Origin of the sequence: Ferruginibacter paludis, assembly GCF_030409685.1 — a bacterium.
Classification (GTDB): Bacteria; Bacteroidota; Bacteroidia; order Chitinophagales; family Chitinophagaceae; genus Ferruginibacter; species Ferruginibacter paludis.
In genome coordinates, this window is record NZ_JAUFQJ010000001.1 from 48,015 (window position 1) to 69,391 (window position 21,377).

22 protein-coding genes are annotated in these 21,377 nt (G+C 37.3%); 20 read left to right on the forward strand and 2 right to left on the reverse strand.

Features of this window, described 5'->3' with window-relative positions:
- The first annotated feature begins 88 nt into the window (after positions 1-88).
- The 8 genes from QWZ08_RS00200 to QWZ08_RS00235 all read left to right on the forward strand — a co-directional run bounded on the left by QWZ08_RS00200 (position 89) and on the right by QWZ08_RS00235 (position 8,057).
- Positions 89-454: a transmembrane 220 family protein gene (locus QWZ08_RS00200; RefSeq protein ID WP_290335130.1), complete on the forward strand. Its 366-nt coding sequence runs from the start codon at positions 89-91 to the stop codon at positions 452-454.
- The gene (locus QWZ08_RS00205) at positions 454-1,353 is read left to right on the forward strand and encodes an EboA domain-containing protein (protein WP_290335131.1); all 900 of its coding nucleotides are present in this window, start codon (positions 454-456) and stop codon (positions 1,351-1,353) included. The genes QWZ08_RS00200 and QWZ08_RS00205 overlap by 1 nt, the downstream gene beginning before the upstream one ends.
- 4 nt (positions 1,354-1,357) lie before the next feature.
- Complete coding sequence (locus QWZ08_RS00210; protein WP_290335132.1) at positions 1,358-2,344, forward strand: TatD family hydrolase; 987 nt, start codon at positions 1,358-1,360, stop codon at positions 2,342-2,344.
- 9 nt (positions 2,345-2,353) lie between these two features.
- Positions 2,354-3,244, forward strand: a complete 891-nt coding sequence (gene eboC / locus QWZ08_RS00215) for a UbiA-like protein EboC (protein ID WP_290335133.1) — start codon at positions 2,354-2,356, stop codon at positions 3,242-3,244.
- Between the two features lie 53 nt (positions 3,245-3,297).
- Positions 3,298-4,470, forward strand: coding sequence for a 3-dehydroquinate synthase (locus QWZ08_RS00220; RefSeq protein WP_290335134.1), 1,173 nt, complete (start codon positions 3,298-3,300; stop codon positions 4,468-4,470).
- Positions 4,467-5,672 (forward strand): metabolite traffic protein EboE, encoded by a 1,206-nt coding sequence (eboE, locus tag QWZ08_RS00225; protein WP_290335135.1) that lies wholly within the window; start codon positions 4,467-4,469, stop codon positions 5,670-5,672. The genes QWZ08_RS00220 and eboE overlap by 4 nt, the downstream gene beginning before the upstream one ends.
- A gap of 16 nt (positions 5,673-5,688) precedes the next feature.
- Complete coding sequence (locus tag QWZ08_RS00230) at positions 5,689-7,038, forward strand: alkaline phosphatase family protein (protein WP_290335136.1); 1,350 nt, start codon at positions 5,689-5,691, stop codon at positions 7,036-7,038.
- A 440-nt stretch (positions 7,039-7,478) separates the two neighbouring features.
- A complete protein-coding gene (locus QWZ08_RS00235; protein WP_290335137.1) occupies positions 7,479-8,057 on the forward strand; it encodes an RNA polymerase sigma factor in 579 nt (192 codons plus the stop codon).
- 422 nt (positions 8,058-8,479) lie between these two features.
- On the opposite strand, the gene QWZ08_RS00240 is transcribed toward QWZ08_RS00235, so the two are convergent.
- Positions 8,480-8,857: a single-stranded DNA-binding protein gene (locus tag QWZ08_RS00240; protein WP_290335138.1), complete on the reverse strand. Its 378-nt coding sequence runs from the start codon at positions 8,855-8,857 to the stop codon at positions 8,480-8,482.
- A gap of 24 nt (positions 8,858-8,881) precedes the next feature.
- Positions 8,882-9,085: a hypothetical protein gene (locus QWZ08_RS00245; RefSeq protein WP_290335139.1), complete on the reverse strand. Its 204-nt coding sequence runs from the start codon at positions 9,083-9,085 to the stop codon at positions 8,882-8,884.
- Between the two features lie 745 nt (positions 9,086-9,830).
- Here QWZ08_RS00245 and QWZ08_RS00250 point away from each other — a divergent pair.
- The 12 genes from QWZ08_RS00250 to QWZ08_RS00305 all read left to right on the forward strand — a co-directional run bounded on the left by QWZ08_RS00250 (position 9,831) and on the right by QWZ08_RS00305 (position 21,070).
- Positions 9,831-10,844, forward strand: coding sequence for a YncE family protein (locus QWZ08_RS00250; RefSeq protein WP_290335140.1), 1,014 nt, complete (start codon positions 9,831-9,833; stop codon positions 10,842-10,844).
- Between the two features lie 236 nt (positions 10,845-11,080).
- Entirely contained in the window at positions 11,081-12,073 is a 993-nt protein-coding gene (bioB, locus tag QWZ08_RS00255; protein WP_290335141.1) for a biotin synthase BioB, read from the forward strand.
- A gap of 110 nt (positions 12,074-12,183) precedes the next feature.
- Positions 12,184-13,317 carry an aminotransferase class I/II-fold pyridoxal phosphate-dependent enzyme gene (locus QWZ08_RS00260; RefSeq protein WP_290335142.1) on the forward strand — a complete coding sequence of 378 codons (1,134 nt, stop codon included), beginning with the start codon at positions 12,184-12,186 and terminating at the stop codon, positions 13,315-13,317.
- Entirely contained in the window at positions 13,314-13,925 is a 612-nt protein-coding gene (bioD, locus tag QWZ08_RS00265; protein ID WP_290335143.1) for a dethiobiotin synthase, read from the forward strand. The genes QWZ08_RS00260 and bioD overlap by 4 nt, the downstream gene beginning before the upstream one ends.
- A gap of 2 nt (positions 13,926-13,927) precedes the next feature.
- The gene (bioA, locus tag QWZ08_RS00270) at positions 13,928-15,202 is read left to right on the forward strand and encodes an adenosylmethionine--8-amino-7-oxononanoate transaminase (protein WP_290335144.1); all 1,275 of its coding nucleotides are present in this window, start codon (positions 13,928-13,930) and stop codon (positions 15,200-15,202) included.
- A 479-nt stretch (positions 15,203-15,681) separates the two neighbouring features.
- A complete protein-coding gene (locus QWZ08_RS00275; protein ID WP_290335145.1) occupies positions 15,682-16,053 on the forward strand; it encodes a response regulator transcription factor in 372 nt (123 codons plus the stop codon).
- Positions 16,054-16,088: 35 nt separating this feature from the next.
- Positions 16,089-16,238, forward strand: a complete 150-nt coding sequence (locus QWZ08_RS00280; RefSeq protein ID WP_290335146.1) for a hypothetical protein — start codon at positions 16,089-16,091, stop codon at positions 16,236-16,238.
- Between the two features lie 139 nt (positions 16,239-16,377).
- Positions 16,378-16,671, forward strand: a complete 294-nt coding sequence (locus QWZ08_RS00285; protein ID WP_290335147.1) for a hypothetical protein — start codon at positions 16,378-16,380, stop codon at positions 16,669-16,671.
- Positions 16,668-17,033: a hypothetical protein gene (locus QWZ08_RS00290; RefSeq protein ID WP_290335148.1), complete on the forward strand. Its 366-nt coding sequence runs from the start codon at positions 16,668-16,670 to the stop codon at positions 17,031-17,033. The genes QWZ08_RS00285 and QWZ08_RS00290 overlap by 4 nt, the downstream gene beginning before the upstream one ends.
- A 1,203-nt stretch (positions 17,034-18,236) precedes the next feature.
- Entirely contained in the window at positions 18,237-18,479 is a 243-nt protein-coding gene (locus tag QWZ08_RS00295) for a hypothetical protein (protein WP_290335149.1), read from the forward strand.
- Positions 18,480-19,367: 888 nt separating this feature from the next.
- Positions 19,368-20,387, forward strand: coding sequence for a PDDEXK nuclease domain-containing protein (locus QWZ08_RS00300; protein WP_290335150.1), 1,020 nt, complete (start codon positions 19,368-19,370; stop codon positions 20,385-20,387).
- A 440-nt stretch (positions 20,388-20,827) separates the two neighbouring features.
- On the forward strand, positions 20,828-21,070 hold the full coding sequence (locus QWZ08_RS00305; protein ID WP_290335151.1) for a hypothetical protein: 243 nt from the start codon (positions 20,828-20,830) through the stop codon (positions 21,068-21,070).
- Positions 21,071-21,377: the final 307 nt, after the last annotated feature.

Below are 21,377 nucleotides of genomic sequence, written 5' to 3' on the forward strand. Positions count from 1 at the left end.
ATATACTTTTCAATATTCTAATACCTATATACTATAATATAGATAAGATAGTTTGCTTGTTTTACCTTTGAACCCTCAATGCAGTTTCATGCTACTTACAATTTTAAATGTCATTTTCTTCCTTTCATTTATTGCTTTTGCTTATGTAAACGTTAACGATAAAGATGCATGGCTGTGGGTTAGCATTTATATGGTAGCGGCTATTTGTTGTGGACTGGCAATTTTTAAGAAATATTACCCAATAATAGATTTAGTTGCTATTGCTTTCTATCTGATATATGCCATCAAACTTTTTTTTGCAAAAGACGGTGTTCGGGACTGGATAACAAAGTATAAAAGGGAAAGTATAGTGGAAAATATGCAGGCAACAAAACCTTATATTGAACAGACAAGAGAATTTTTCGGATTGCTTATTATCAGTGCTGCTTTGGCGATAAACTATTTTGCAGCTTAATGAATATTACAGTGAAAAATGAAATTTATTTGTATGATGTGGATGAGTTGAAAATAGTATTATCAACTCTTATAAAGAATTATCTCACTATCGATAATTATTTGTGGCTTGAAGAAAAAGCCAGTCTTGTTGCGTTAGAAAATAATGCTGCACAATTGAATCTTTCTTTTGCTGCAATTTCACGAAAAACAGGGCGGGAAATAATTAAACTAAATACGGATCAAAAAAAACAGGTCAACGCTATTCTTCCAGGATTTTCTATTGTTGGCTGGCCTTTGCACAGGTTATGCAGGACCTGGATATTGTTACATGTGAATGCTGTTGAGAAAGATAGTTACATCAATAAAATAGACGGCCTTTTTAAAAATGCGGAGATGAATGAATTAGCAGACCTCTATGCTGCTTTGCCGGTTTTTGCTTATCCGGAAAAATGGGTAAAACGTTGTGCAGAAGGTATAAGAAGTAACATCGGGATTGTACTCGAAGCAATCATGTATGATAATCCATATCCTTCTAAATTTTTGGATGAGGCAGCCTGGAACCAGTTGGTGCTAAAAGCTTTTTTTACTGAAAAAGATGTTAACCGAATTGATGGCTTGGATGAAAGGGCAAACCTATCATTGGCTTCAACACTTATTGATTATGCTCATGAACGGTGGGCAGCTAAGCGACCGGTCAACATTCAGCTTTGGAGATTGGTAGGTGGGTTCATTGATGAAACTAATATCTCAGACATTCAAAAGATAGCTGCTTCAGAAGATATTGGTGAAAGAAAGGCTGCGGCGCTAACATGTTTTCAAAGTGAATATGCACCAGCTAAAAATTTATTGGAAAATGTACCGGAACTTAAAAACGAAATACTCGCAAACAAATTGAATTGGATAAATATAAACGCTTGAATGTATGTGTTGCAATAATTCTTTAAATGAAAAGGAGACCCAGTCCAAAGAAGCTATTCCCGTTGATCTGCAAAGTATCCGTGGAATGAAGTTTTTTGACCCGCATGTTCACATGACCAGTCGTACGACAGATGATTACCAGGCTATGGCAGATGCAGGGGTGGTGGCGCTTATAGAACCAGCTTTTTGGCTCGGACAGCCACGTACCGGCCCCGATACTTTCAGGGATTATTACAGTAGTTTAATTGGATGGGAAAGATTTCGTTCTTCACAATTTGGTATTAAACATTATTGTACTATAGGTTTAAATTCGAGAGAAGCAAATAATGAACTTCTTGCTGAACAGGTTATGGAAATGCTTCCTTTGTTTATTTATAAAGAGGGTGTTGTTGGAGTGGGTGAAATAGGTTTTGATGATCAAACAGCCCTTGAAGAAAAATATTATCGCCTTCAGTTGGAACTTGCTAAAGAAGCAGCTTTACCTGTACAGGTACATACGCCTCATCGCGATAAGAAAAAAGGCACCCAACTCAGCATGGATATTGCATTGGAGCATGGGCTTGATCCATATATGGTTATAATAGATCACAATAATGAAGAAACCGTTAAAGATGTATTAGATAAAGGTTTTTGGGCTGCGTTTACAATATATCCTTTCACCAAAATGGGTAACGAACGTATGGTGGAAATTGTTAAGCAATATGGCACCGAGCGGATTATGATCAATTCAGCAGCCGACTGGGGAATAAGCGATCCGCTTGCTGTTCCTAAAACGGCGGCCCTGATGAAACAACGTGGCATTAGCGATGTGGAGATACGATTAGTTACCTATCAAAATGCTATTACCGCTTTCGCCCAGAGTGGCCAGATTGATGAAAGAGATTTTGTTACTTCAAAAAATATAGATCAGTCTGAAAAATTTGAAGGCAACACAGTACTTCGTGGCGGCCAGCAACCACGGATTGATTCCTCTTCTATCATCATCAGTTAAAGAATATTCTTGAATAAAACAATTGCGTATTTAAAATTGATGAGGCCTGCAAATATTGTAACCTCCATAGCAGATGTGCTTGCAGGAGTGGCAATTTCAGGATTTTTTATGCAGCAGGGCTTATTGGCTGATTGGATTTTGCCGCTTATTTTATTATGCATTTCTACAATAGGGCTATATGGAGGAGGTGTTGTTTTTAATGACGTATTTGATGCAGAACTTGATAAAATAGAGCGGCCGGAGCGGCCTATTCCCATGGGAATCATCACCATCAAAGAAGCAACTTTGCTTGGAATCATTTTATTGCTGATGGGTATTATTACTGCATTTTTTGTAAACCTGGTTTCCGGATTTCTTGCCACTATTATTGCTGTTTCTGCAATAGTGTACAATAAATGGGGGAAGCATCGTTCCTTTCTGGGTCCTTTAAATATGGGATTGTGCCGTGGATTAAATCTTTTATTGGGTGTGAGTATTTTGGTAACTCAACTCAATTTATATTGGTATGTTGCCATTGTCCCCATAATTTATATAGCGTCTATTACAATGATCAGCAGAGGAGAAGTACATGGAGGGAAAAGTCAATCACTTTATTTTGCAGGTCTTCTTTACATTTTGGTGATACTTTCCATTTTATTTATTTCTTTTTATAATAAGAGTGAATTTCTGACATTGCTTTTCCTATTTCCTTTTGCAGCGATGATCTTCATACCGCTCGTTAAAGCCATTCGGCAACCTGTAGGGAAAAATATTGGCAAAGCGGTTAAAGCCGGAGTAATTGCTTTAATATTTCTCAATGCTTCATGGGCATCGGCATTTGGTTCGACCGGGCTTGCTTTTTTAATATTGCTTTTAATGCCTTTATCTTTATACCTCGCAAAAAAATTTTCAGTAACGTGAAGAAAAAATATGCCGGGTTTAAAATTGTCAACCGTTTTTGAAATTTAATATTTATGGACTACTTAGAACAGAAATTTAATGTAAGTTTTGATTATAAAGTTTATTTTACTTCGGCACTTTTTAATCTTTCCAATACAATTTTAGATAATTTTTTTAAACAAAAAAATACTGCCCAGTTTCAAAAAATTTTTTTTGTGATCGATGAAAATGTTGCGAATGCACATGGCCATCTTTTAGAAGAAATTTCCTCTTATTTTAAAAAATATACTACCGTTCAATTAATTGACGATATACTAATAACGCCTGGTGGTGAAGCCGCAAAGAATGATCTCACTTTATTCGATAATATTGTAAAAGCGGTCAATTTATATAATATTGACCGGCACTCCTACATAGCTGCAATCGGCGGGGGATCTGTATTGGATGTTGCAGGATATGCTGCAGCAGTATCTCACAGGGGCATCAGGCATATCAGAATTCCAACCACTACATTATCACAAAACGACTCAGGTGTGGGAGTAAAGAATAGTATCAATTACTTCAACAAAAAGAACTTTCTGGGCACTTTTGCTCCGCCAGTTGGTGTTTTTAATGATGATCAGTTTTTGCCCACACAATCAGAACGTGATTGGCGCTCAGGAATTTCTGAAGCGATTAAAGTAGCCTTAATAAAGGACGCTGTTTTTTTTGATTGGATCGAGGACAATGCAGATCAGTTAGTTTCCCGAAATTTAAATACAATGAATTACCTGGTCAGGCAATGTGCTGAACTTCATCTGGAGCATATTGCGGGAGGTGACCCTTTTGAAATGGGTTCTTCACGTCCATTAGACTTTGGTCATTGGAGTGCGCATAAATTGGAACAACTTTCTAATTTTGAATTGTTGCATGGTGAGGCGGTCGTTATGGGGATTGCATTGGATACTACGTATTCATCTCTTTCCGGAAGACTGCCTGTAGAAAAAGCTGAAAGAGTTGTCAAACTATTGTTGCGGTTAGGTTTTGAAATCTCTCATCCATTTATGCAAATAGAAGAGAATAGTAGCATTTTATTGGGATTAAACGAATTCAGGGAACACCTTGGTGGACGTTTAACTATTATGCTGTTGCAAGATATTGGAAGGGGAGAAGAGGTACATGAAATAGATACCACTTTATTGATAGAAGCATCACGACAAATAAAGTTTTATTCTGAAATGAAAACTTTTAACAACTCAAATATATGATTACCAATTCCGGGCAATTAACATATTGTACCAATATTCATCATGGTGAAAACTGGCAAGATCATTTCAATGAAATTAAAAAATATTTTCCCGGCATAAAAAAGAAACTGTCTCCTGACAACGCCATGGGCATAGGTTTGCGGTTATCAAACGTTGCAAGTATTGAGCTTATTGACAATAAAAACTTGGAGGTGTTCAGGCAATGGCTGCATGAAAACAATGCTTATGTATTTACAATGAATGGGTTTCCGTATGGCAGTTTTCATGATACCCGTGTTAAAGATCAGGTGCACGCCCCCGACTGGACTACGAAGGAAAGAGTAGCATATACCATTAGATTATTTCAAATTTTGAAAGACCTTTTACCTGCCGGAACAGAGGGTGGTATTTCTACATCACCATTGAGTTATAAACACTGGTTTAAACAGGAGGATGCATTAAAAAATGCTATGAAATTGAGCACTGATAATATTGTATCAGTAGTAAAAAGTCTTATAGACATTCATCAATCTACCGGGAAAATTTTACACCTTGATATTGAACCGGAGCCTGATGGAATGCTTGAAACAGGGAAAGAATTTATTCATTGGTTTTTAACGGAGCTGCTTCCAGGGGGAGCAAAAACTATTGCCACAAAATTTAATGTTACCATTCCGCGGGCGGAAGAGTTATTAAAAGAGCATGTACGCTTATGTTATGATGTGTGCCACTTTGCAATTGGCTATGAGCCTCATGCAGCAATTATCCGGGAAATTTTACATTCAGGAATAAAGATTGGTAAAATACAAATAAGCGCAGCCCTAAAAGGAGCAAAAAATAAAGACATTTTGTTAAGGCAAAATATAAAAGAAAGCTTTTCGAAATACAATGAACCAACTTACCTGCACCAGGTGGTTGCAAAAAAAAATAATGATGAATTATTAAGGTATCCTGATCTTCCTGAAGCTTTGGCTGATTATGATAATCCGGAAGTAATTGAATGGCGTGCACATTTTCATGTACCTATTTTTGAAGAAAATTTTGGATCATTGCAATCAACACAAAAAGATATTGAAGAAGTACTACGGTTACAAAAGGAAATAAATTTTACCAACCATCTTGAAGTGGAAACATATACATGGGAAGTACTTCCGGGAGTATTGAAATTACCAATTCAGGAGTCTGTTATAAGAGAGTTGCAATGGGTGATACCGCATTTATAAAGCAAAAGAAATTTAAATGAATAAAACAGTTGTAATTGATGTAGTAGCACTTTCCTCTTCTTTAATAGGAGAGATGCCTTTTCTAAAAAAATATATTTCAAAAAAATATTTGGCTACGATTGCTCCTATGCTTCCTTCTGTAACCACTTCAGTACAGTCAACGTACCTTACCGGAAAATGGCCTTCTGAACATGGTATTGTAGGTAATGGATGGTATGACAGGGAAGACTGTGAAATAAAATTCTGGAAGCAATCGAACAAATTAGTATTGGCTGAGAATATATGGGAGAAAGCAAAAAAGCAAGAAGCTTCCTTTACCTGTTCACAAATGTTTTGGTGGTACAATATGTATTCTTCTGCGGATTATTCTGTAACACCAAGGCCTCAGTATCTTGCAGATGGACGCAAGCTTCCTGACTGCTATTCATACCCTGCAGCATTGAGGGATGAGCTACAAGATCAATTAGGTCAATTTCCTTTGTTTCAATTTTGGGGCCCCGGCGCCAACATCAAATCTACCCAATGGATTGCTGACGCATCCATGCTAACCGATGATCGGTACGATCCTACACTCAGTTTGATTTATTTACCACACCTGGATTATTGTCTCCAAAAATTTGGTCCTGATCTTTTGAAGATCAGAAAGGATTTGCAGGAGATTGATAAAGTGGTGGAGAGGTTGGTAACTTTTTATGAAAAGAAAAATGCAAAAATTATTATTCTTTCTGAATATGGTATTGCACCCGTTAGTAAACCCATTCACCTAAACCGGTTATTGAGAGAAGAAGGATTATTACAAGTAAGGGTTGAACGGGGATTGGAATTGATGGATGCAGGAGCCTCCAAAGCTTTTGTAGTTGCAGACCACCAAGTGGCTCATGTTTATATTAATGATGTTTCCGTAACAAAGCAGGTAAGAAGTCTATTGGAAAAAGTTTCCGGTATAGAATTAATTCTTGACAGAGTAGTTCAGGAAAAATATGGTATTAATCATGACAGGGCCGGAGACCTTGTATTAATGGCTGATGTAGAAAGCTGGTTCACCTATTATTTCTGGATGGATGATGCAAAAGCACCTGATTATGCAAGGTGTGTGGATATACATAAGAAACCCGGGTATGATCCGGTCGAAATGTTCATGTCTTCAAAGTTGCGTGCAGCCTATAAATTATTGAGAAAAAAATTGGGTTTAAGATATGTAATGGATGTTATACCTCTTGATGCAACTTTGATAAAAGGTTCACATGGACGAATCGGGGTTTCTCCGGAATATTGTCCTGTGATAATCACTTGCCAAAACCTGCAAAAAAATAACATAAGCGCTATTAATGTTTTTGAAATTATCTATGAACAAATATGGAAATAGGAAGGAAGTAATCCTCACTACTGTGAATATTAAAAAACCTGATGATTACAATTCAGTTAAATTATATATCTGTATAAGTCTCGCCATTTTGGGCTGCTATTTAAGTTGATAGATATTAAATTATATAAGCATTTTTATTTGGTTAAATACATGGTGCCTAATAACCTGAATATCATCCTATTAATTGAAAACGGATTTGAATATAATTAGGATACTAATTTAAAAAAATGTATTTTTAAACATAGTATTAGATAAGGTAGTTGTAAAATGGATAAGATAATTTTTATTATCTTTTATCATAGAATCTGATTCTTTAAAGTTATGATTTTTTGTATCAGTATGAAAAAAGTAAATAGAGTTAAAACAAACAGGAACAAGGTTTCAGGTTATGCGGCCTTGTTCTTTTTAAACATTTCTAACCTTAAATTATATTCTTTAATTTGGAAAGTGAACGTTGGAATCACATTGAACAAGGAAATATAGAAGCATACTCTGAAACTTATATTTTTTACTACAAAAAATTGTACAATTACGGTAGAAAGTTTACAGATAATACCGCGTTGATTGAAGATGCTATTCAAGTGGTTTTTGTTATGGTCTGGAATAACAGAGAGAAGTTCGTGGATATTTCTTCTCCTCATAGCTATATATTTTATTCATTTCGGAATTACATTTTTAAAGAACAAAAAAAGCAGCAAAAAGTTGTTTTTCAAAATAAGGAACCAGAATTTTCTATTGATAATATCATAATTGATAGAGAAACAAGTGCTGAATTAAACAAACAATTAAAGCAAGCATTAATAAGTCTTACATCCCGCCAAAGAGAAGCTATTTTTCTTAGATTCTATGAAGCCTTATCGTTTGAAGAAGTAGCACAGGTAATGAACATTTCAGTAAAAGCTACGTATAAATTAATAACCCGATCATTGTTGAAATTAAAAGAGCTACTCAATATTCCAATGATTTTGCTGTTAGCTATTTTGAAAGAATCTTGCTTTTCAAATATGCATGCGGTATAATACTAAGTTATCCCTCCGGCCAAGCATACCTTGCGGGGCTTGATTGTTGAGTCAAAAGATATTCTTCTTGTCTGCAGATATTTGACAAGGGCAGTGGCACTGATATGATGTGCTGATAAAACTGTTATTTTATTCATCTCTTCTTCTTTTTCTGAAGAAACCATCGCAGGAACTTGTTGTTGTTTAACCGATGGATTAAAAATCTCCAGTGTGTGCAAAAATTCACTAACGGAGCATTGATGATATCTTGTTCCAAAGTCCACCAGGTTACCACCTTTGCCTTCGGCAAAATCATACTAATCCATGCCAGGCTTTTTCCTTTACTGAAAAGAAACCGTGTTTACCTGTTTGCTCGTTGAAATTTAAATTGTGTGCCATGATAATTGATTTTAATTTTTTGAAAATGTTGTTGTGAGAAAATTTTAAAATGCGAGGTCATCGGCTGCCGGTTCTTTTGCCGGTTCAGAAGTTTTTGCAGGAGATTCATTTTTAGTGCTGCTGCTTCCGTGTAGTTTGATAGTGTTGACATGAAAAGTCAAAGTGGCTTTTGCTTCCCCATCTTTACCCGTGTAAGCATTTACGCCAATTCGCCCTTGCAACTCAACCAAACTGCCTTTGGTGAGGAACTGGGCAATGCCGGGATTTACCCAATAATCGCACTGCACATAGGTCACAATTTTAGTAGTTTCATCACTGCCTTTTGCTTTGTAGCTATCATTAATAGCTACATTAAAATTCACTACCTGCTTTTCGTTTTTCAGGGTGTTGATTTTTGCATCACCTGTTAATCTTGCTGTCATTTCCATGATTGATAGATTTTATGTTTAAAAAATAAGTTTCAGATTTTTGTCAATTCCTGCAGTTGTTCGCTGTTCCTGTGTGTGCTTTTTTACCAGATAGTAAACCATGATGTCTGCCTGCTGATAAATTACCCATGCAGATACAAGGGATTTTGAACGGCTTGTTTTTTTGGAGTGCTGAATCTTCCATGAAAGCCGCATAAGTGCTGAAAGTTGTTTTGTTTGCATACGATTTATATTTAGATGATTTTCTTAACCCGGCATACGCCTCGTTCGTTCTAATCGTAGCAACCCGGCCTTGAAAGGGATTTGGCAAAAGCAAGGTTTTTGTAAAAAGAATACTACCCCACAGATGTATCTCCGAAGGAGGCCAAACCGGGGTGGAGATTGTTTTTGCAAAACCGGTGGCAAGTTTCGCCCTTGCATTTTTGGCGAAACGCAGACCTTGCTTTTGTCAAAGCCTGTCAAGAAATTTGCGACAGATAAGGATGAACGAGTTTTAAATAATATTGCTTAATAAATCTGTTTTGTGAATTCTCAGGTGGCAATACTTAAATAATCTTGTTGGCGAAATCTGTGAAGTTTTTTACATCTGGAATTGTGTTTGGTGAGGTACGAGCCAATCTCAATGACCAATAACATTGTCCGGCATAGTTCTCCTGTCTTATTTGCCGAAGGCGGAAAGAAATAAGGCAGGTGTACTGTGCCGGGTCATTTCAATATGTTTACCGGTCTTTACTTCCTACTTTACAGCAATTTCCAAAGTTGAAAAAGGCCCAAAGGACGGAAAGCATATATCATTTAATTTTCGAAAATACGTTGTATCTTGGTTTAACTGCCGCAAGTTTAGTGATATAGCATTGCGACAATACAAGTATTGATAAAAAGGTGTTTGGTAGATGCAAAAAAACTAGTGATAAATTATTCATACTATTGGTTATATTGGTATTTAAAAACACTTTAATAATTTTAAATGAAAAAGTTGCCACTGATTTTACCATTGCTTTCAGTTTTTTCTTTTATCTCCGGTTACAGTCAAAGCAAAACAGCTTACCGTATTGATAAGACGTTCCACATAAAAAGTGGCGGGGGTTATGATTACCTTACTGTCGACTCCGCATCAGACAACTTATATATCTCGCATGGTTCACAAGTGAATATTTTAAATAAGCTAAACGGGGACTCAATAGGCGTAATTGAAGGCGAAAAAGATGTGCATGGAATTGCCCTCGTTCATGAGTTAGGTAAAGGATATATTACCAACGGAAGTTTAAACAGTGTTATTGTCTTCGACTTAAAGACAAATAAAGTAATAGCACACATTCCGACAGGTAAGTTTGCAGATGGTATATTTTATGATGTCTTTTCAAAGAAAGTTATCAGCTGTAATGGAATGAGTAAGAATATGACAGTAATTGATCCTTCAACTAATAGTGTGGCTGCAACCATACAATTAACCGGCTGGCCAGAAACAGCTACAAGTGATGGAGTGGGAAAAATTTATGTCAATAATTCCGAGAAAAGTGAAATTGATGTGATCGATGCAAAAACTTATAAAATTATAGATAGATGGCCGGTCGCTCCCGGTACAGGTCCTTCTGGTTTAGCAATGGATAAAAATACGATGCGTTTATTTATTGGATGTGGTAATAAATTACTTGTTGTAATGAATGCTAAAAATGGTAAAATTATTACCAGGCTGGCAATTGGAGATGGATGCGATGCAGTAGGTTTTGACGAGAAACTTAAAACTGTTTATTCATCAAATGGTGAAGGTACCTTAACAATAATAAATGAATTATCAGCTGATAAGTTTGTTGTAAAAGAAAATCTAAAAACAGAAAAAGGTGCAAGGACTTTAACGGTAGATCAAAGTACACACAAGATTTATTTACCCACTGCAAAATTTCAGGCAACAACTCCCAAAACTTTTAGACCATCTACAATACCAGGAACTTTTAAAATATTGGTAGTAGATAAATTTTGAAGGATACTATGACACAGTCCCAAGAATAAAATCTGCAGGTATATTTAAAATTGGCTAGGCAGGCTGTCACCGATGGGAAAGATATTGCCTGACACTTATTTTACGGATAGAAGATGAGGAAAGGATATGGGAAGAAGTTTGGATGAGGAAACAGAAGCTGCTTCCTGCATAGAACGAAACTAACGCAATACTGCACTTATGAACCATTATATTTGCATGCATTAAAAATTATTACTTTGAATATCAAAACCAACTGGACTTTAATTGAGATTGAAAATATTTATCACCGTCCGCTACTGGATTTAATTTATGAGGCAGCCACTATACACCGCGGCAATAAAACGTACAGCGAAGTACAGATCAGCAGCCTGATTTCTATCAAAACTGGCGGCTGTAAAGAAGACTGTGCTTACTGTCCGCAGGCAGCCCGTTACCATACAGCCATAGAAGTTGAACCATTGATGAGCGTGGAGAAAGTAAAAGAGAGAGCTGCGGTGGCAAAAGCCAATGGAGCATCCAGGTTGTGTATGGGGGCGGCATGGCGGGAAGTGAGAGATAATAAAGATTTTGACCGGGTGCTCGAAATGGTAAGTGAAGTAAACGATATGGGCATGGAAGTATGCTGCACATTGGGTATGCTCACTTATGAGCAGGCCGAACGTTTAAAAGAAGCGGGCTGCTTTGCCTACAATCATAATATTGATACCAGCAGTGATAATTACAATAACATCATTACTACCAGAACTTTTGAAGACAGGATAAATACATTGAACAATGTACGCAAGGCCAAATTAAGTGTTTGTTGTGGCGGTATAGTTGGATTGGGCGAAACAGATGAGGACAGAATAAAAATGCTGCACACCTTATCTACAATGCAACAGCATCCTGACTCAGTTCCCATCAATGCACTGGTGGCAGTAAAAGGAACTCCATTGGAAAGCAATGAACGTATTGGTATAGATGAAATGCTCCGGATGATTGCTACTGCCAGGATATTAATGCCGGCCAGTGTGGTAAGATTAAGTGCAGGAAGAAATGAAATGACCATTGCTGAACAGGCTTTGTGTTTTATGGCAGGTGCCAATTCTATTTTTGCCGGTGAAAAATTATTGACCACACCCAATCCGGATTTTGATACAGATATGCGAATGTTTAAGATGCTGGGGCTTACTCCCCGTAAGGCTTTTAAAGGATTGGAGGAAAAAGAACTGGTTGAAAAGACTGCATAAACTTATGCCTTGTTCTTTATCCCGAAGGATGAAACCGTCATGCACTACCAAGTGAAATTAATTTTTTAGAACTTGCCTTTTTTATACATTTTATAGTAAACCACCTGTTTGTGACTGCCAACGAAAATTTTGACACATCCCTTCAGCAAAAATTGGAAGAGAAAAAATCTGCCGGTACAATCCGTACGCTGATACATGCGACTGATAAGATTGATTTTAGTTCCAATGATTATTTCGGTTTTGCACAAAGCAGTATACTCAATCAAACTGAAACAAATAATGTTCCGTCCGGCGGAACAGGTTCCCGTTCCATTACAGGCAATTCTGAATTGGCAGAATCAACAGAACAACTGATAGCTAACTTTCACAACCGGGAGGCAGGATTGATTTTCAACACTGGGTATATGGCCAATGTGGGTTTGTTCAGTTGTATTGCTTCTAAAGGAGATACGTTCATTTCTGATGAATACATACATGCCAGTATTATTGATGGCATGAGGCTAAGTTATGCCAACCGTGTCCGGTTTAAACACAATGACCTTGCTGATCTTGAAAAAAAATTACAGGTGGCTACCGGTAAGAAAATTGTGTCCGTTGAATCCATTTACTCGATGGATGGAGATGAAGCACCATTGAAAGCGATAGCAATGCTTTGTAAAAAACACGAAGCGTTACTAATAGTGGATGAAGCACATGCCACCGGAATTTATGGTGACAGGGGAGATGGCCTTGTTTGTAAATATGGTTTGGAGAGGGAAGTCTATGCTTCCATACACACGTTCGGAAAAGCAATTGGGTTGCATGGTGCAGTGGTGGTTGGTAGTAATACATTGAGAAACTATTTACTTAACCAGGCAAGGTCATTTATTTTCACCACAGCCTTGCCACCACACATTTATTTGCAATTACAAAAAGCATACAGTTTATTACCAACTGCTGACAGAAATGAATTAAATGAGTTGATTAGTTACTTTAGAGCCACTATCAGCCGTATCAGTAATATTTCTTTTCTTGACAGCTATTCTCCCATCCAGGGTATTATGGTGGGGGATAATTTTAAAACAAAGATGTTGGCCAATCATTTATTTGATAAAGGATTTTTTGTAAGACCGATATTATCACCCACTGTTCCTATAGGTAAAGAAAGAATCAGGATTTGTTTGCACAGTTTTAATAACAAAAAGCAAATAGACGATTTCTTAAATGAAACAATTTTATTTATCCGGTCATACATAATACAATGAACATTATTATCGCAGGCATTCATACTGGTATTGGTAAAACTATTTGCTCAGCAATTATTTGTCAGGCACTTGGTTATGATTACTGGAAACCCGTACAGGCAGGGGATTTAGCCAACTCCGATAGTTTGTTCATCAAAAAAAATGTCACAAACGAGGATTGTTTTATACACCCGGAAAGATTCAGATTAAGTATTCCTGCTTCTCCTCATTATGCAGCAATACAGGACGGAATAGAAATTAGGCCATCGGATTTTATTTTACCTAAAACCACAAAGCCCTTAGCAATTGAAACCGCAGGCGGTATCATGAGCCCATTTTCAAACAATTTTTTAAATATAGATTTAATACAACAATTCAACCTGCCTGTAATTCTCGTAAGCAACAATTATCTTGGTAGTATTAACCATACATTGTTAACGGTTAATGCATTACTGCAAAAAAATATTGCTATAAAAGGCCTGGTATTTAGCGGGGAAGCAGTTGAGTCAACAAGAGCGTTTATTTTGCAACATACACAACTTCCAGTATTGTTTTCTATCCCTCTGTTTGAAAAAATTGACAGTGATACAATAGCAAACTTTGCAAAAACGGTTTCTATAAATTTGTAAACATGGCAACAGTGAATAGTAATTATATCTGGCACCCTTTCACACAAATGAAAACTGCTCAGCCGCCATTGCATGTTGTGAAGGCAAAAAACTGCACGTTGTACACGGATGATGGAAAAGAATACATTGATGCCATTGCTTCCTGGTGGGTCAATATCCACGGGCATTGCAATGAATATATTGCCAATGCTATTGCTGAACAGGCAAGAACTTTGGAGCATGTAATTTTTGCAGGATTTACCCACACACCAGCTATCGAGTTGTCAAAAAAACTAATCAATATTTTACCCGCTCATTTTGCCAAAGTGTTTTTTTCTGATGATGGTTCCACCTCAGTCGAAGTAGCTTTAAAGATGGCCATACAATACTGGTATAACAAAGGCTTAAAAAATAAGACAACCATCATTGCATTTGAAAATGCTTATCATGGCGATACTTTTGGCTCAATGAGCGTGGCAGAAAGAAATGAGTTCAATGCAGCATTCAAGCCATTCCTGTTCGATGTAAAAAGACTGCCGCTTCCCAATGAAAATAATAGTAACAGCATTAAACAGCAATTGTATGCCTGGGCAGCAGAAGAGCACATAGCAGCATTTATTTTTGAGCCATTGGTACAGGGGGCTGCTGGTATGCTGATGTATGAAGCAAAATACTTAGATGCGCTCATTGCCATTGCAAGGGAAAAAAATATCCTTTGTATTGCGGACGAAGTAATGACTGGTTTTGGAAGAACAGGAAAAAATTTCGCCATCAATTATTTGAAAAATGAACCGGATATTATTTGTTTGTCCAAAGGGATAACGGGCGGTTTTATGCCGCTGGGTGTTACAGTTTGCACTCAACAAATTTTTGATGCTTTTTATGATGATGATACAACAAAAACTTTTTTTCATGGACATTCCTATACAGCCAATCCTTTAGCCTGTGCCGCTGCCAATGCAAGTACAGAGTTATTGATTGCAGAAAAGTGCCAGCAGCAAATACAATGGATAACTAACAGCCACAGAATTTTTGCTGATACTATTCGTAGCCACCCTTTTGTGAAAGAGGTAAGGCAACAAGGCACTATTCTTGCTGTTGAGCTCAGCACAAGCGAAAGCAGCTCATATTTCAACAATATTCAAATAACCGCTTACCAGTATTATTTAAGCAAAGGAATTTTTCTGCGGCCGCTGGGTAATATTGTGTATATCATGCCGCCTTACTGTATTAAAGAAGAAGAGTTGAACTCTGTATATACAGCAATTAAAGATTCGCTTTTTTATCTTTCAAAATAACAATAAAGTGAAGATAGGCAAGGTTATCAAATACTTAATATCAATTCTTTCTGCACAATTTATATTAAATAATTGCTTAGGGTATATGAGCAATTATAACCAGGGTAGATGATTGCAATAAAGCTCATTTTCGCAGCAACTGTAAAATTGATTAGGGGCAGGGCCTTATATATTCACTTACCCATTTATACAGTTCACCTTTAGTAATACATGCGGTCTTTTCTATCGCCGCTGGCAAAACAACACAAGATTCCAACCGGTATATTTAGCATGCAAGGACGGCAGAACAGAATTGCTTAAAAATCTTTGATTAATGATAACCGGCCGTTACCAGTGCAATCGTTAAACACAACTTTCAACATTTGCCGATTTATCTATTTTTGACTTAGACGTCTGACTTTTAATTAAAGCAGTTTCCTTCGAAGCCTGCCTTTAATACTGTTTGGATAATTGCCTGCTGCACTTTAAATACCTTCTGCATGACGACCATCCTAATCGTTGATGATGAACCTGATTTACTGCGAATGGTTTCGATCGCATTGAGTTTGGAAAACTTTGAAACACTAACTGCTGCTACCAAAAATCAGGCCGTGGCGATTTTACATCATGCGATTCCGGATTTAATCATTTTAGATGTAAACCTATCCGGGCATGACGGAAGGGACTTCTGTAAAGAATTAAAATCCAACACCGCATTTAAACATATCCCGGTACTGCTTTATTCTGCAGATCAACAAAAATTAGCAGATTTTGAGTTGTGCAATGCGGATGCAGTTCTTGCTAAACCTTTTGACATTTGGCAACTTACTGCAACAGTTAAAAGGTTAGCCATAAAAGTAAGATTAACCTGATCCGTGAATTAAATGAAGCACAACAACAACAACAAATGACCTTCTTAGGATGGCAGGGCTGCCTGCACGCCTGTAGTGGTAAAGTTATCGCAGTTCTTTTTGCTGCACCTATATCGAAGCCTTCCCGGTTGCAGCCTGCAATACTGCCTGCCTTACAGGAGCATCCGCCGGGTATTCCATTCTAATTATTTCCATAAAAATTAGTTTTAAAAAAGGTTCAACAATTGAAGCAGGCAATGGGCCAACGCTCGCGCTCCAATGGGTAGGTTTCTTAAAACGGAGCTCGTTTACGGCTATTTTGTGGCTATGCAAATCTGAACAGCGATGCACTTTTTTGCACACCGTTTTACAGCCTGCGATATTTACTACAGACAGGTAACAGGCTGCCGGGGCAAGGGTTGCTTCGCTGTTTATTTTACTGCTGTTTTACCCTTGTTCGGTATTTACCGAAGCAGTGCCGAAGCAATATCGAAGCAGACCAAAACAAAATATATCTCTGCCGCGGGGGAGGTGCAAAGAAGGGCGCTGTGGATGAACAGAAGCAAAGGCTGCAATATCATACAACATTGGTCGTTGTTAGCTAGTCTTACCATTAAATCACTAAAAACCACCCAATGAAAACCAAATCGTTTCTTGTAATGGTCTTGTTTGCCCTGTTTTTTATTGTGTCCTGTAAAAAACAAAGTAGCCATCCTCAGCTTACTTTTTCTAATAATGTTGCCCAGGGTATAGCTAATGCAAATGGCGAATACACCATCAAAGGTCATATCAGTTCGGCAGTTAGCCTGAGTAAAGTTGTGTTAACAAAAGAGGGGCAAACAACTCCTTTTCTTGTTGATGATGCCACTGCAAAAAATAAAAATGAATATGATTTCTCATACCTTGTTACGGGCATTACTGTCAATACCTACATCATCATAGATGCTTTTGATCAGGGAGGCGGAAAAATAACGCAAAGTTTTTTGATAACTATCAAGTAACAGCCATGCCAAGCTTAATCGTTAATAACTCCAGCTTGTGCGACAGCTACGAATTATTTCGGCAATCTCTTTTGAGACGGATTCGCTGCTATCATGATGGCTGATAAAATCTTTAGGCAATTGACGATTTAAATAACCAATAACACTTCATTTAATAAATTTAAAAGGTTGCCAGTTGCAGCCTTATTTTATTTTCTCCTTATCCGTATCTGGAAGGCGGGGTGCTTCACAACCTTGATTAAATCAGGGTTAGTTGACGGGTTTCGGCGTTTTGAAAATCCAACAATATCACGGACGAGGCATGCTGCGATTTAAAAATATAAATGGAACAAAAAAATAAAACTTGCAGGGTCCAAAACATTTGCATGCGATCTAATTACGCTCCTTTATGGAAAATTATCAATCAGTTTGACCATTTATAAAACTCAGCAAACGCAGGAATGCATCAACCGAATAAACTGTTAACAGTCGCTGAATCAGAATCTGTCGTAAACTGCATGCAATAGTTGTAAACCTATTGCAGGTCTGTAACAGTGCGGAGACTTTTAACTGAAGATAACTCGTATGTCTGTGTTACGAAGGGGGACCGGAACAGAAATCCCGGTCAGTACAGTTGTTTTCTTTTTGAATTGTTACCTGTAAATATCAAATAGTGACCCCACTTTTTTTTTAATAGTAAATTTTGCTTTGTGTCAATCTGCTGCTACCCAACCGACTTTTAATTTTAATTTCCCCGTGTGTCCCTGGTGTGTAAAACTACATGGATTTTGAACCGGCTTTAATACCGGTTGCCGAAGTGAAATATACCATTGCTATTAATCTATAAAACTTTTTTTATCTTACCGGGTTGATTAAAGTTTAAATTGGATACTGGTTTAACAGCCGGCATTTTATTTTATTTATTTTTACAATCAGTACGATATTGCCTGGCGTATTAAGGAAGATACAGTACAACACACCATTTTAAAATGGATCATCAGGATTGCGGTGATATCCATTACCATCCTTGCTGGTTTGGTTGCTATCCGGATGGCTGGCACATAAATGGTTTATGTATCGGGTGTATTATACTAATTTTAATGACGGGTGTAAAACAAAACGTTTCGCTTAAAAAGTATATTGCCCGCCGGTACAATCTTATATCCTCCCTTCAAAACATATTGGCATTGCTATTTTTAATATTGTTTGCAAAAAAGGGTTGGAATGGTTTTTCTATTTTACAAATTTCACTGGAAGGAGTGGTCGGAACAAAAAATTACAGATCAGGGAACCGGCATCTTTTATACCAACAAGGCTCCGGATAACATGGATGACTTAGTACGAACTATCAAACTCTTTGCCCACAAACCGGCTACTGCATTGCTGACAATTGAAGGACTTTTTAAAATAAGTAAGGCAACTTATGAGCTGGAACGGGGTAAGCCTTTTTATCTTTCCCAGCAATAGCTACACTTTATATCCCTGGAATGTTTCAGTAAATGCTTACAGTAAAACTTGCTCCTCCTCATTGCTGAAAAATTTCTGATAACATTCAACTGCTCCTACGTTGTTGCATGGTATAAGCATCACCAGCAAAGAAATGGCTGCAGAAAAATTGCATTAGATGCCTGCAGGTGGTATCATTCAGGCGGATGGATGAACCCGTGCAGCCACATTGGCTGTTCAGTAACATTGATCCTGTTGATTATAGGATTTTCGTAGGCAATGTTTTACAAACAATATTGCGGATCGTAGAGAAATCAGACCACGGAAAGAAAGGATTTTAGGTAATGGAAAATGCACCAACCACGGATGCAGAAATATCAAACTGCTTCTTAATTTCGGCAATGGAATACCACCCAACAAACTGTATTTTCTATCTGAAATCTTCCAGATAGTTGTATTGTATAACAGCTTTGAGAATAAATGCCAGATTGCGATTAACTACGGATTGTGTAGTAGACAGCGAATATAAACTTTGTATGTTGTATATAGTTACTGTTTCAACAGCCAGCCCTTTTTTTTGGGTACTTTTACTATCCATAAAATATGGCCCTGCATATGAAAGAAGACGTAAAACAACTCACCGTTTTAAAATGGATTTTCAGGCCCGGGGTGATAGCCATTGTTGAATCAAAAACGTATAGGCACAATCTTGGTATTCCGCCCGAAATGAAATAATATATAACGTGAAATGGAACCATTTTGAAGAAACGCTATCATTTCTTATTTGCAAAGGGCTAAAACAAGTTTTGTTATCAAAGTACTGGGAGGATCTTATACTTATTCTGCAGGAAAAATCAGGTTCAGCAAATGTCCTTTCAGGGTTGAATCGAGTGATAAAAAATGAAATTTATGGTTAAAAAAAAGAATGAAATATCAACAGAGCAAGCTTTGTTCAATGAGCTTTCACAGCTTATTGAGCAGAGCCAGCTGCAAGTTGTAGCACAGGTAAATAGTGCTCTTACTATGCTTTTCTGGCATATTGGCGACCGTGTTAATCAAAACATACTTCAAAATAAACGGGCTGATTATGGAAAACAGATTGTCGTTACGTTGTCACGACAATTGACAGAGAAGTACGGAAGAAACTTTGAAGAAAAAAATCTTCGCAGAATGCTACAATTTGCAGAGCAATTCAGGGATGACTCAATTGTCGTTACACTGTCACGACAATTGAGTTGGTCACATATCTTGATTTTATTGCCTCTTAAAAATGCTGAGGCCAAGCTTTTTTATGCAAATGCTGTAGTTAAAGGAGGATTAGGGGTTAGGGAGTTGCGAAAGAATATTTCCGGTAAAGAATTTGAAAGAACAGCAATAGCCAACCTTCAAAATACCAGCAACCATCCGGCCATCCATAACAACTTTAAAGATCCGTATTTCCTGGATTTTTTAGGCTTGCAAAATGCCTACTTAGAGAAGGATTTGGAACTGGCAATTCTTAAGGAATTGGAAGCTTTCATATTAGAATTAGGCAAAGGATTTGCTTTTATAGAGCGGCAGAAACGGATGATAATAGATGGAGAAGATTTTCACTTAGACCTCTTATTTTATCATCGTAACCTAAGACGATTGGTAGCGGTTGAACTGAAATTAGGAAAATTTGAAGCCAGGCACAAAGGACAAATGGAACTGTATTTAAAATGGCTGGATAAATACGAAAAGAAGGAAGGTGAGCTACCACCAGTGGGATTGATCTTATGTGCTGAAAGCAGCAGGGAACAAATCGAATTGTTGGAAATGCACAAAGATGGTATTATGGTGGCAGAATATTGGACAGAATTGCCACCGAAGAAACAATTAGAAAAAAAGATTCATAGTATACTAACGGAAGCCAGAGAAAGGATTGAACGAAACAAGTTGCAGGAATAGCTCTAATACTAAAGGCTGAACATTGGATTGTTATGAGTTGCTTAATTAACCCAAGTTGCCAGTTATGTAAGTAAAGAAAGTGAGCATAGACAAGGAATTTTTGAGTTACCACACTTAAAATATAACCGCTATGCTGACTGTATTTTTACTATCCATAAAACATAGCCCCGCATATGAAAGAGCATACAGTACAACTCACCATTTTAAAATGGATTGTCAGGCTCGCCGTGATAGCCATTGCCATCTTAGCGGGTTTGTTTGCCATCCGGATGGCTGGCAAATAACTGCACCTGTAAACCGGATGCTGTAAACTACTTTTATTATTGAGTTGAGACAAAAGTTTCTCTTCATCTATACTATCAGCCGGCACAATTGTATGTCCTCCCTTTAAAACATATTGACTTTGCTATTTTTAATATTGCTTGCTAAAAGGGTTTGGAATGGTGTTTCTATTTTACAGATTTCACTGGAAGGAGTGGTCGGAACAACAAATTACAGATGAGGGAACCGGCCTGTTTTACACCAACAGGGCTCCGGATAACCTGCATGATTTACAACGGTCAATTAAACTCTTTGCCCACAAACCGGTTACAGCACTGCTAACCATTGAATGCCTGTGCAAAATAAGTAAAGCAACCTACGAGGTCGAACAGGGAAAACCTTTTTATCTCTCCCAGCAATAGCTGCACTTTATATATCTAGGGAATGTTCTAACAGATGCCAGCAATAAAACATCCCCTCCTCGTTGCTGATGCTATGCGTCTGATGGAGTTGGAATTGGAAAATGAAATAATCAAAACAATGATAAAACTGTGTGGCAGAGACCCAGTAAAAGCGGGCCATCTGTTCAATTCCAGTGAAGGTTGCGTGCACTAATGGAAGAAGTCCTGCATCAGGAGATAAACCTTTATATCCAAATATCAATCTTCACTGGAAATAAGTACATTTATACATCCCTAATATTTATTTCATATGAAGAGGTAATAGTTA

Excerpts from the sequence above, each read along its gene's own strand:
- QWZ08_RS00230 (WP_290335136.1), top strand. The coding sequence starts at position 5,689 with ATGAATAAAACAGTTGTAATTGATGTAGTAGCACTTTCCTCTTCTTTA.
- QWZ08_RS00200 (WP_290335130.1), top strand. The coding sequence starts at position 89 with ATGCTACTTACAATTTTAAATGTCATTTTCTTCCTTTCATTTATTGCT.
- QWZ08_RS00240 (WP_290335138.1), bottom strand. The coding sequence starts at position 8,857 with ATGACAGCAAGATTAACAGGTGATGCAAAAATCAACACCCTGAAAAAC.
- QWZ08_RS00210 (WP_290335132.1), top strand. The coding sequence starts at position 1,358 with ATGTGTTGCAATAATTCTTTAAATGAAAAGGAGACCCAGTCCAAAGAA.
- QWZ08_RS00305 (WP_290335151.1), top strand. The coding sequence starts at position 20,828 with ATGGTGTTTCTATTTTACAGATTTCACTGGAAGGAGTGGTCGGAACAA.
- QWZ08_RS00300 (WP_290335150.1), top strand. The coding sequence starts at position 19,368 with ATGGTTAAAAAAAAGAATGAAATATCAACAGAGCAAGCTTTGTTCAAT.
- QWZ08_RS00245 (WP_290335139.1), bottom strand. The coding sequence starts at position 9,085 with ATGCAAACAAAACAACTTTCAGCACTTATGCGGCTTTCATGGAAGATT.
- QWZ08_RS00275 (WP_290335145.1), top strand. The coding sequence starts at position 15,682 with ATGACGACCATCCTAATCGTTGATGATGAACCTGATTTACTGCGAATG.
- QWZ08_RS00295 (WP_290335149.1), top strand. The coding sequence starts at position 18,237 with ATGGTTTTTCTATTTTACAAATTTCACTGGAAGGAGTGGTCGGAACAA.
- QWZ08_RS00280 (WP_290335146.1), top strand. The coding sequence starts at position 16,089 with ATGACCTTCTTAGGATGGCAGGGCTGCCTGCACGCCTGTAGTGGTAAA.
- QWZ08_RS00290 (WP_290335148.1), top strand. The coding sequence starts at position 16,668 with ATGAAAACCAAATCGTTTCTTGTAATGGTCTTGTTTGCCCTGTTTTTT.
- QWZ08_RS00205 (WP_290335131.1), top strand. The coding sequence starts at position 454 with ATGAATATTACAGTGAAAAATGAAATTTATTTGTATGATGTGGATGAG.
- bioD (WP_290335143.1), top strand. The coding sequence starts at position 13,314 with ATGAACATTATTATCGCAGGCATTCATACTGGTATTGGTAAAACTATT.
- bioA (WP_290335144.1), top strand. The coding sequence starts at position 13,928 with ATGGCAACAGTGAATAGTAATTATATCTGGCACCCTTTCACACAAATG.
- eboE (WP_290335135.1), top strand. The coding sequence starts at position 4,467 with ATGATTACCAATTCCGGGCAATTAACATATTGTACCAATATTCATCAT.
- QWZ08_RS00250 (WP_290335140.1), top strand. The coding sequence starts at position 9,831 with ATGAAAAAGTTGCCACTGATTTTACCATTGCTTTCAGTTTTTTCTTTT.
- QWZ08_RS00220 (WP_290335134.1), top strand. The coding sequence starts at position 3,298 with ATGGACTACTTAGAACAGAAATTTAATGTAAGTTTTGATTATAAAGTT.
- QWZ08_RS00285 (WP_290335147.1), top strand. The coding sequence starts at position 16,378 with ATGCACTTTTTTGCACACCGTTTTACAGCCTGCGATATTTACTACAGA.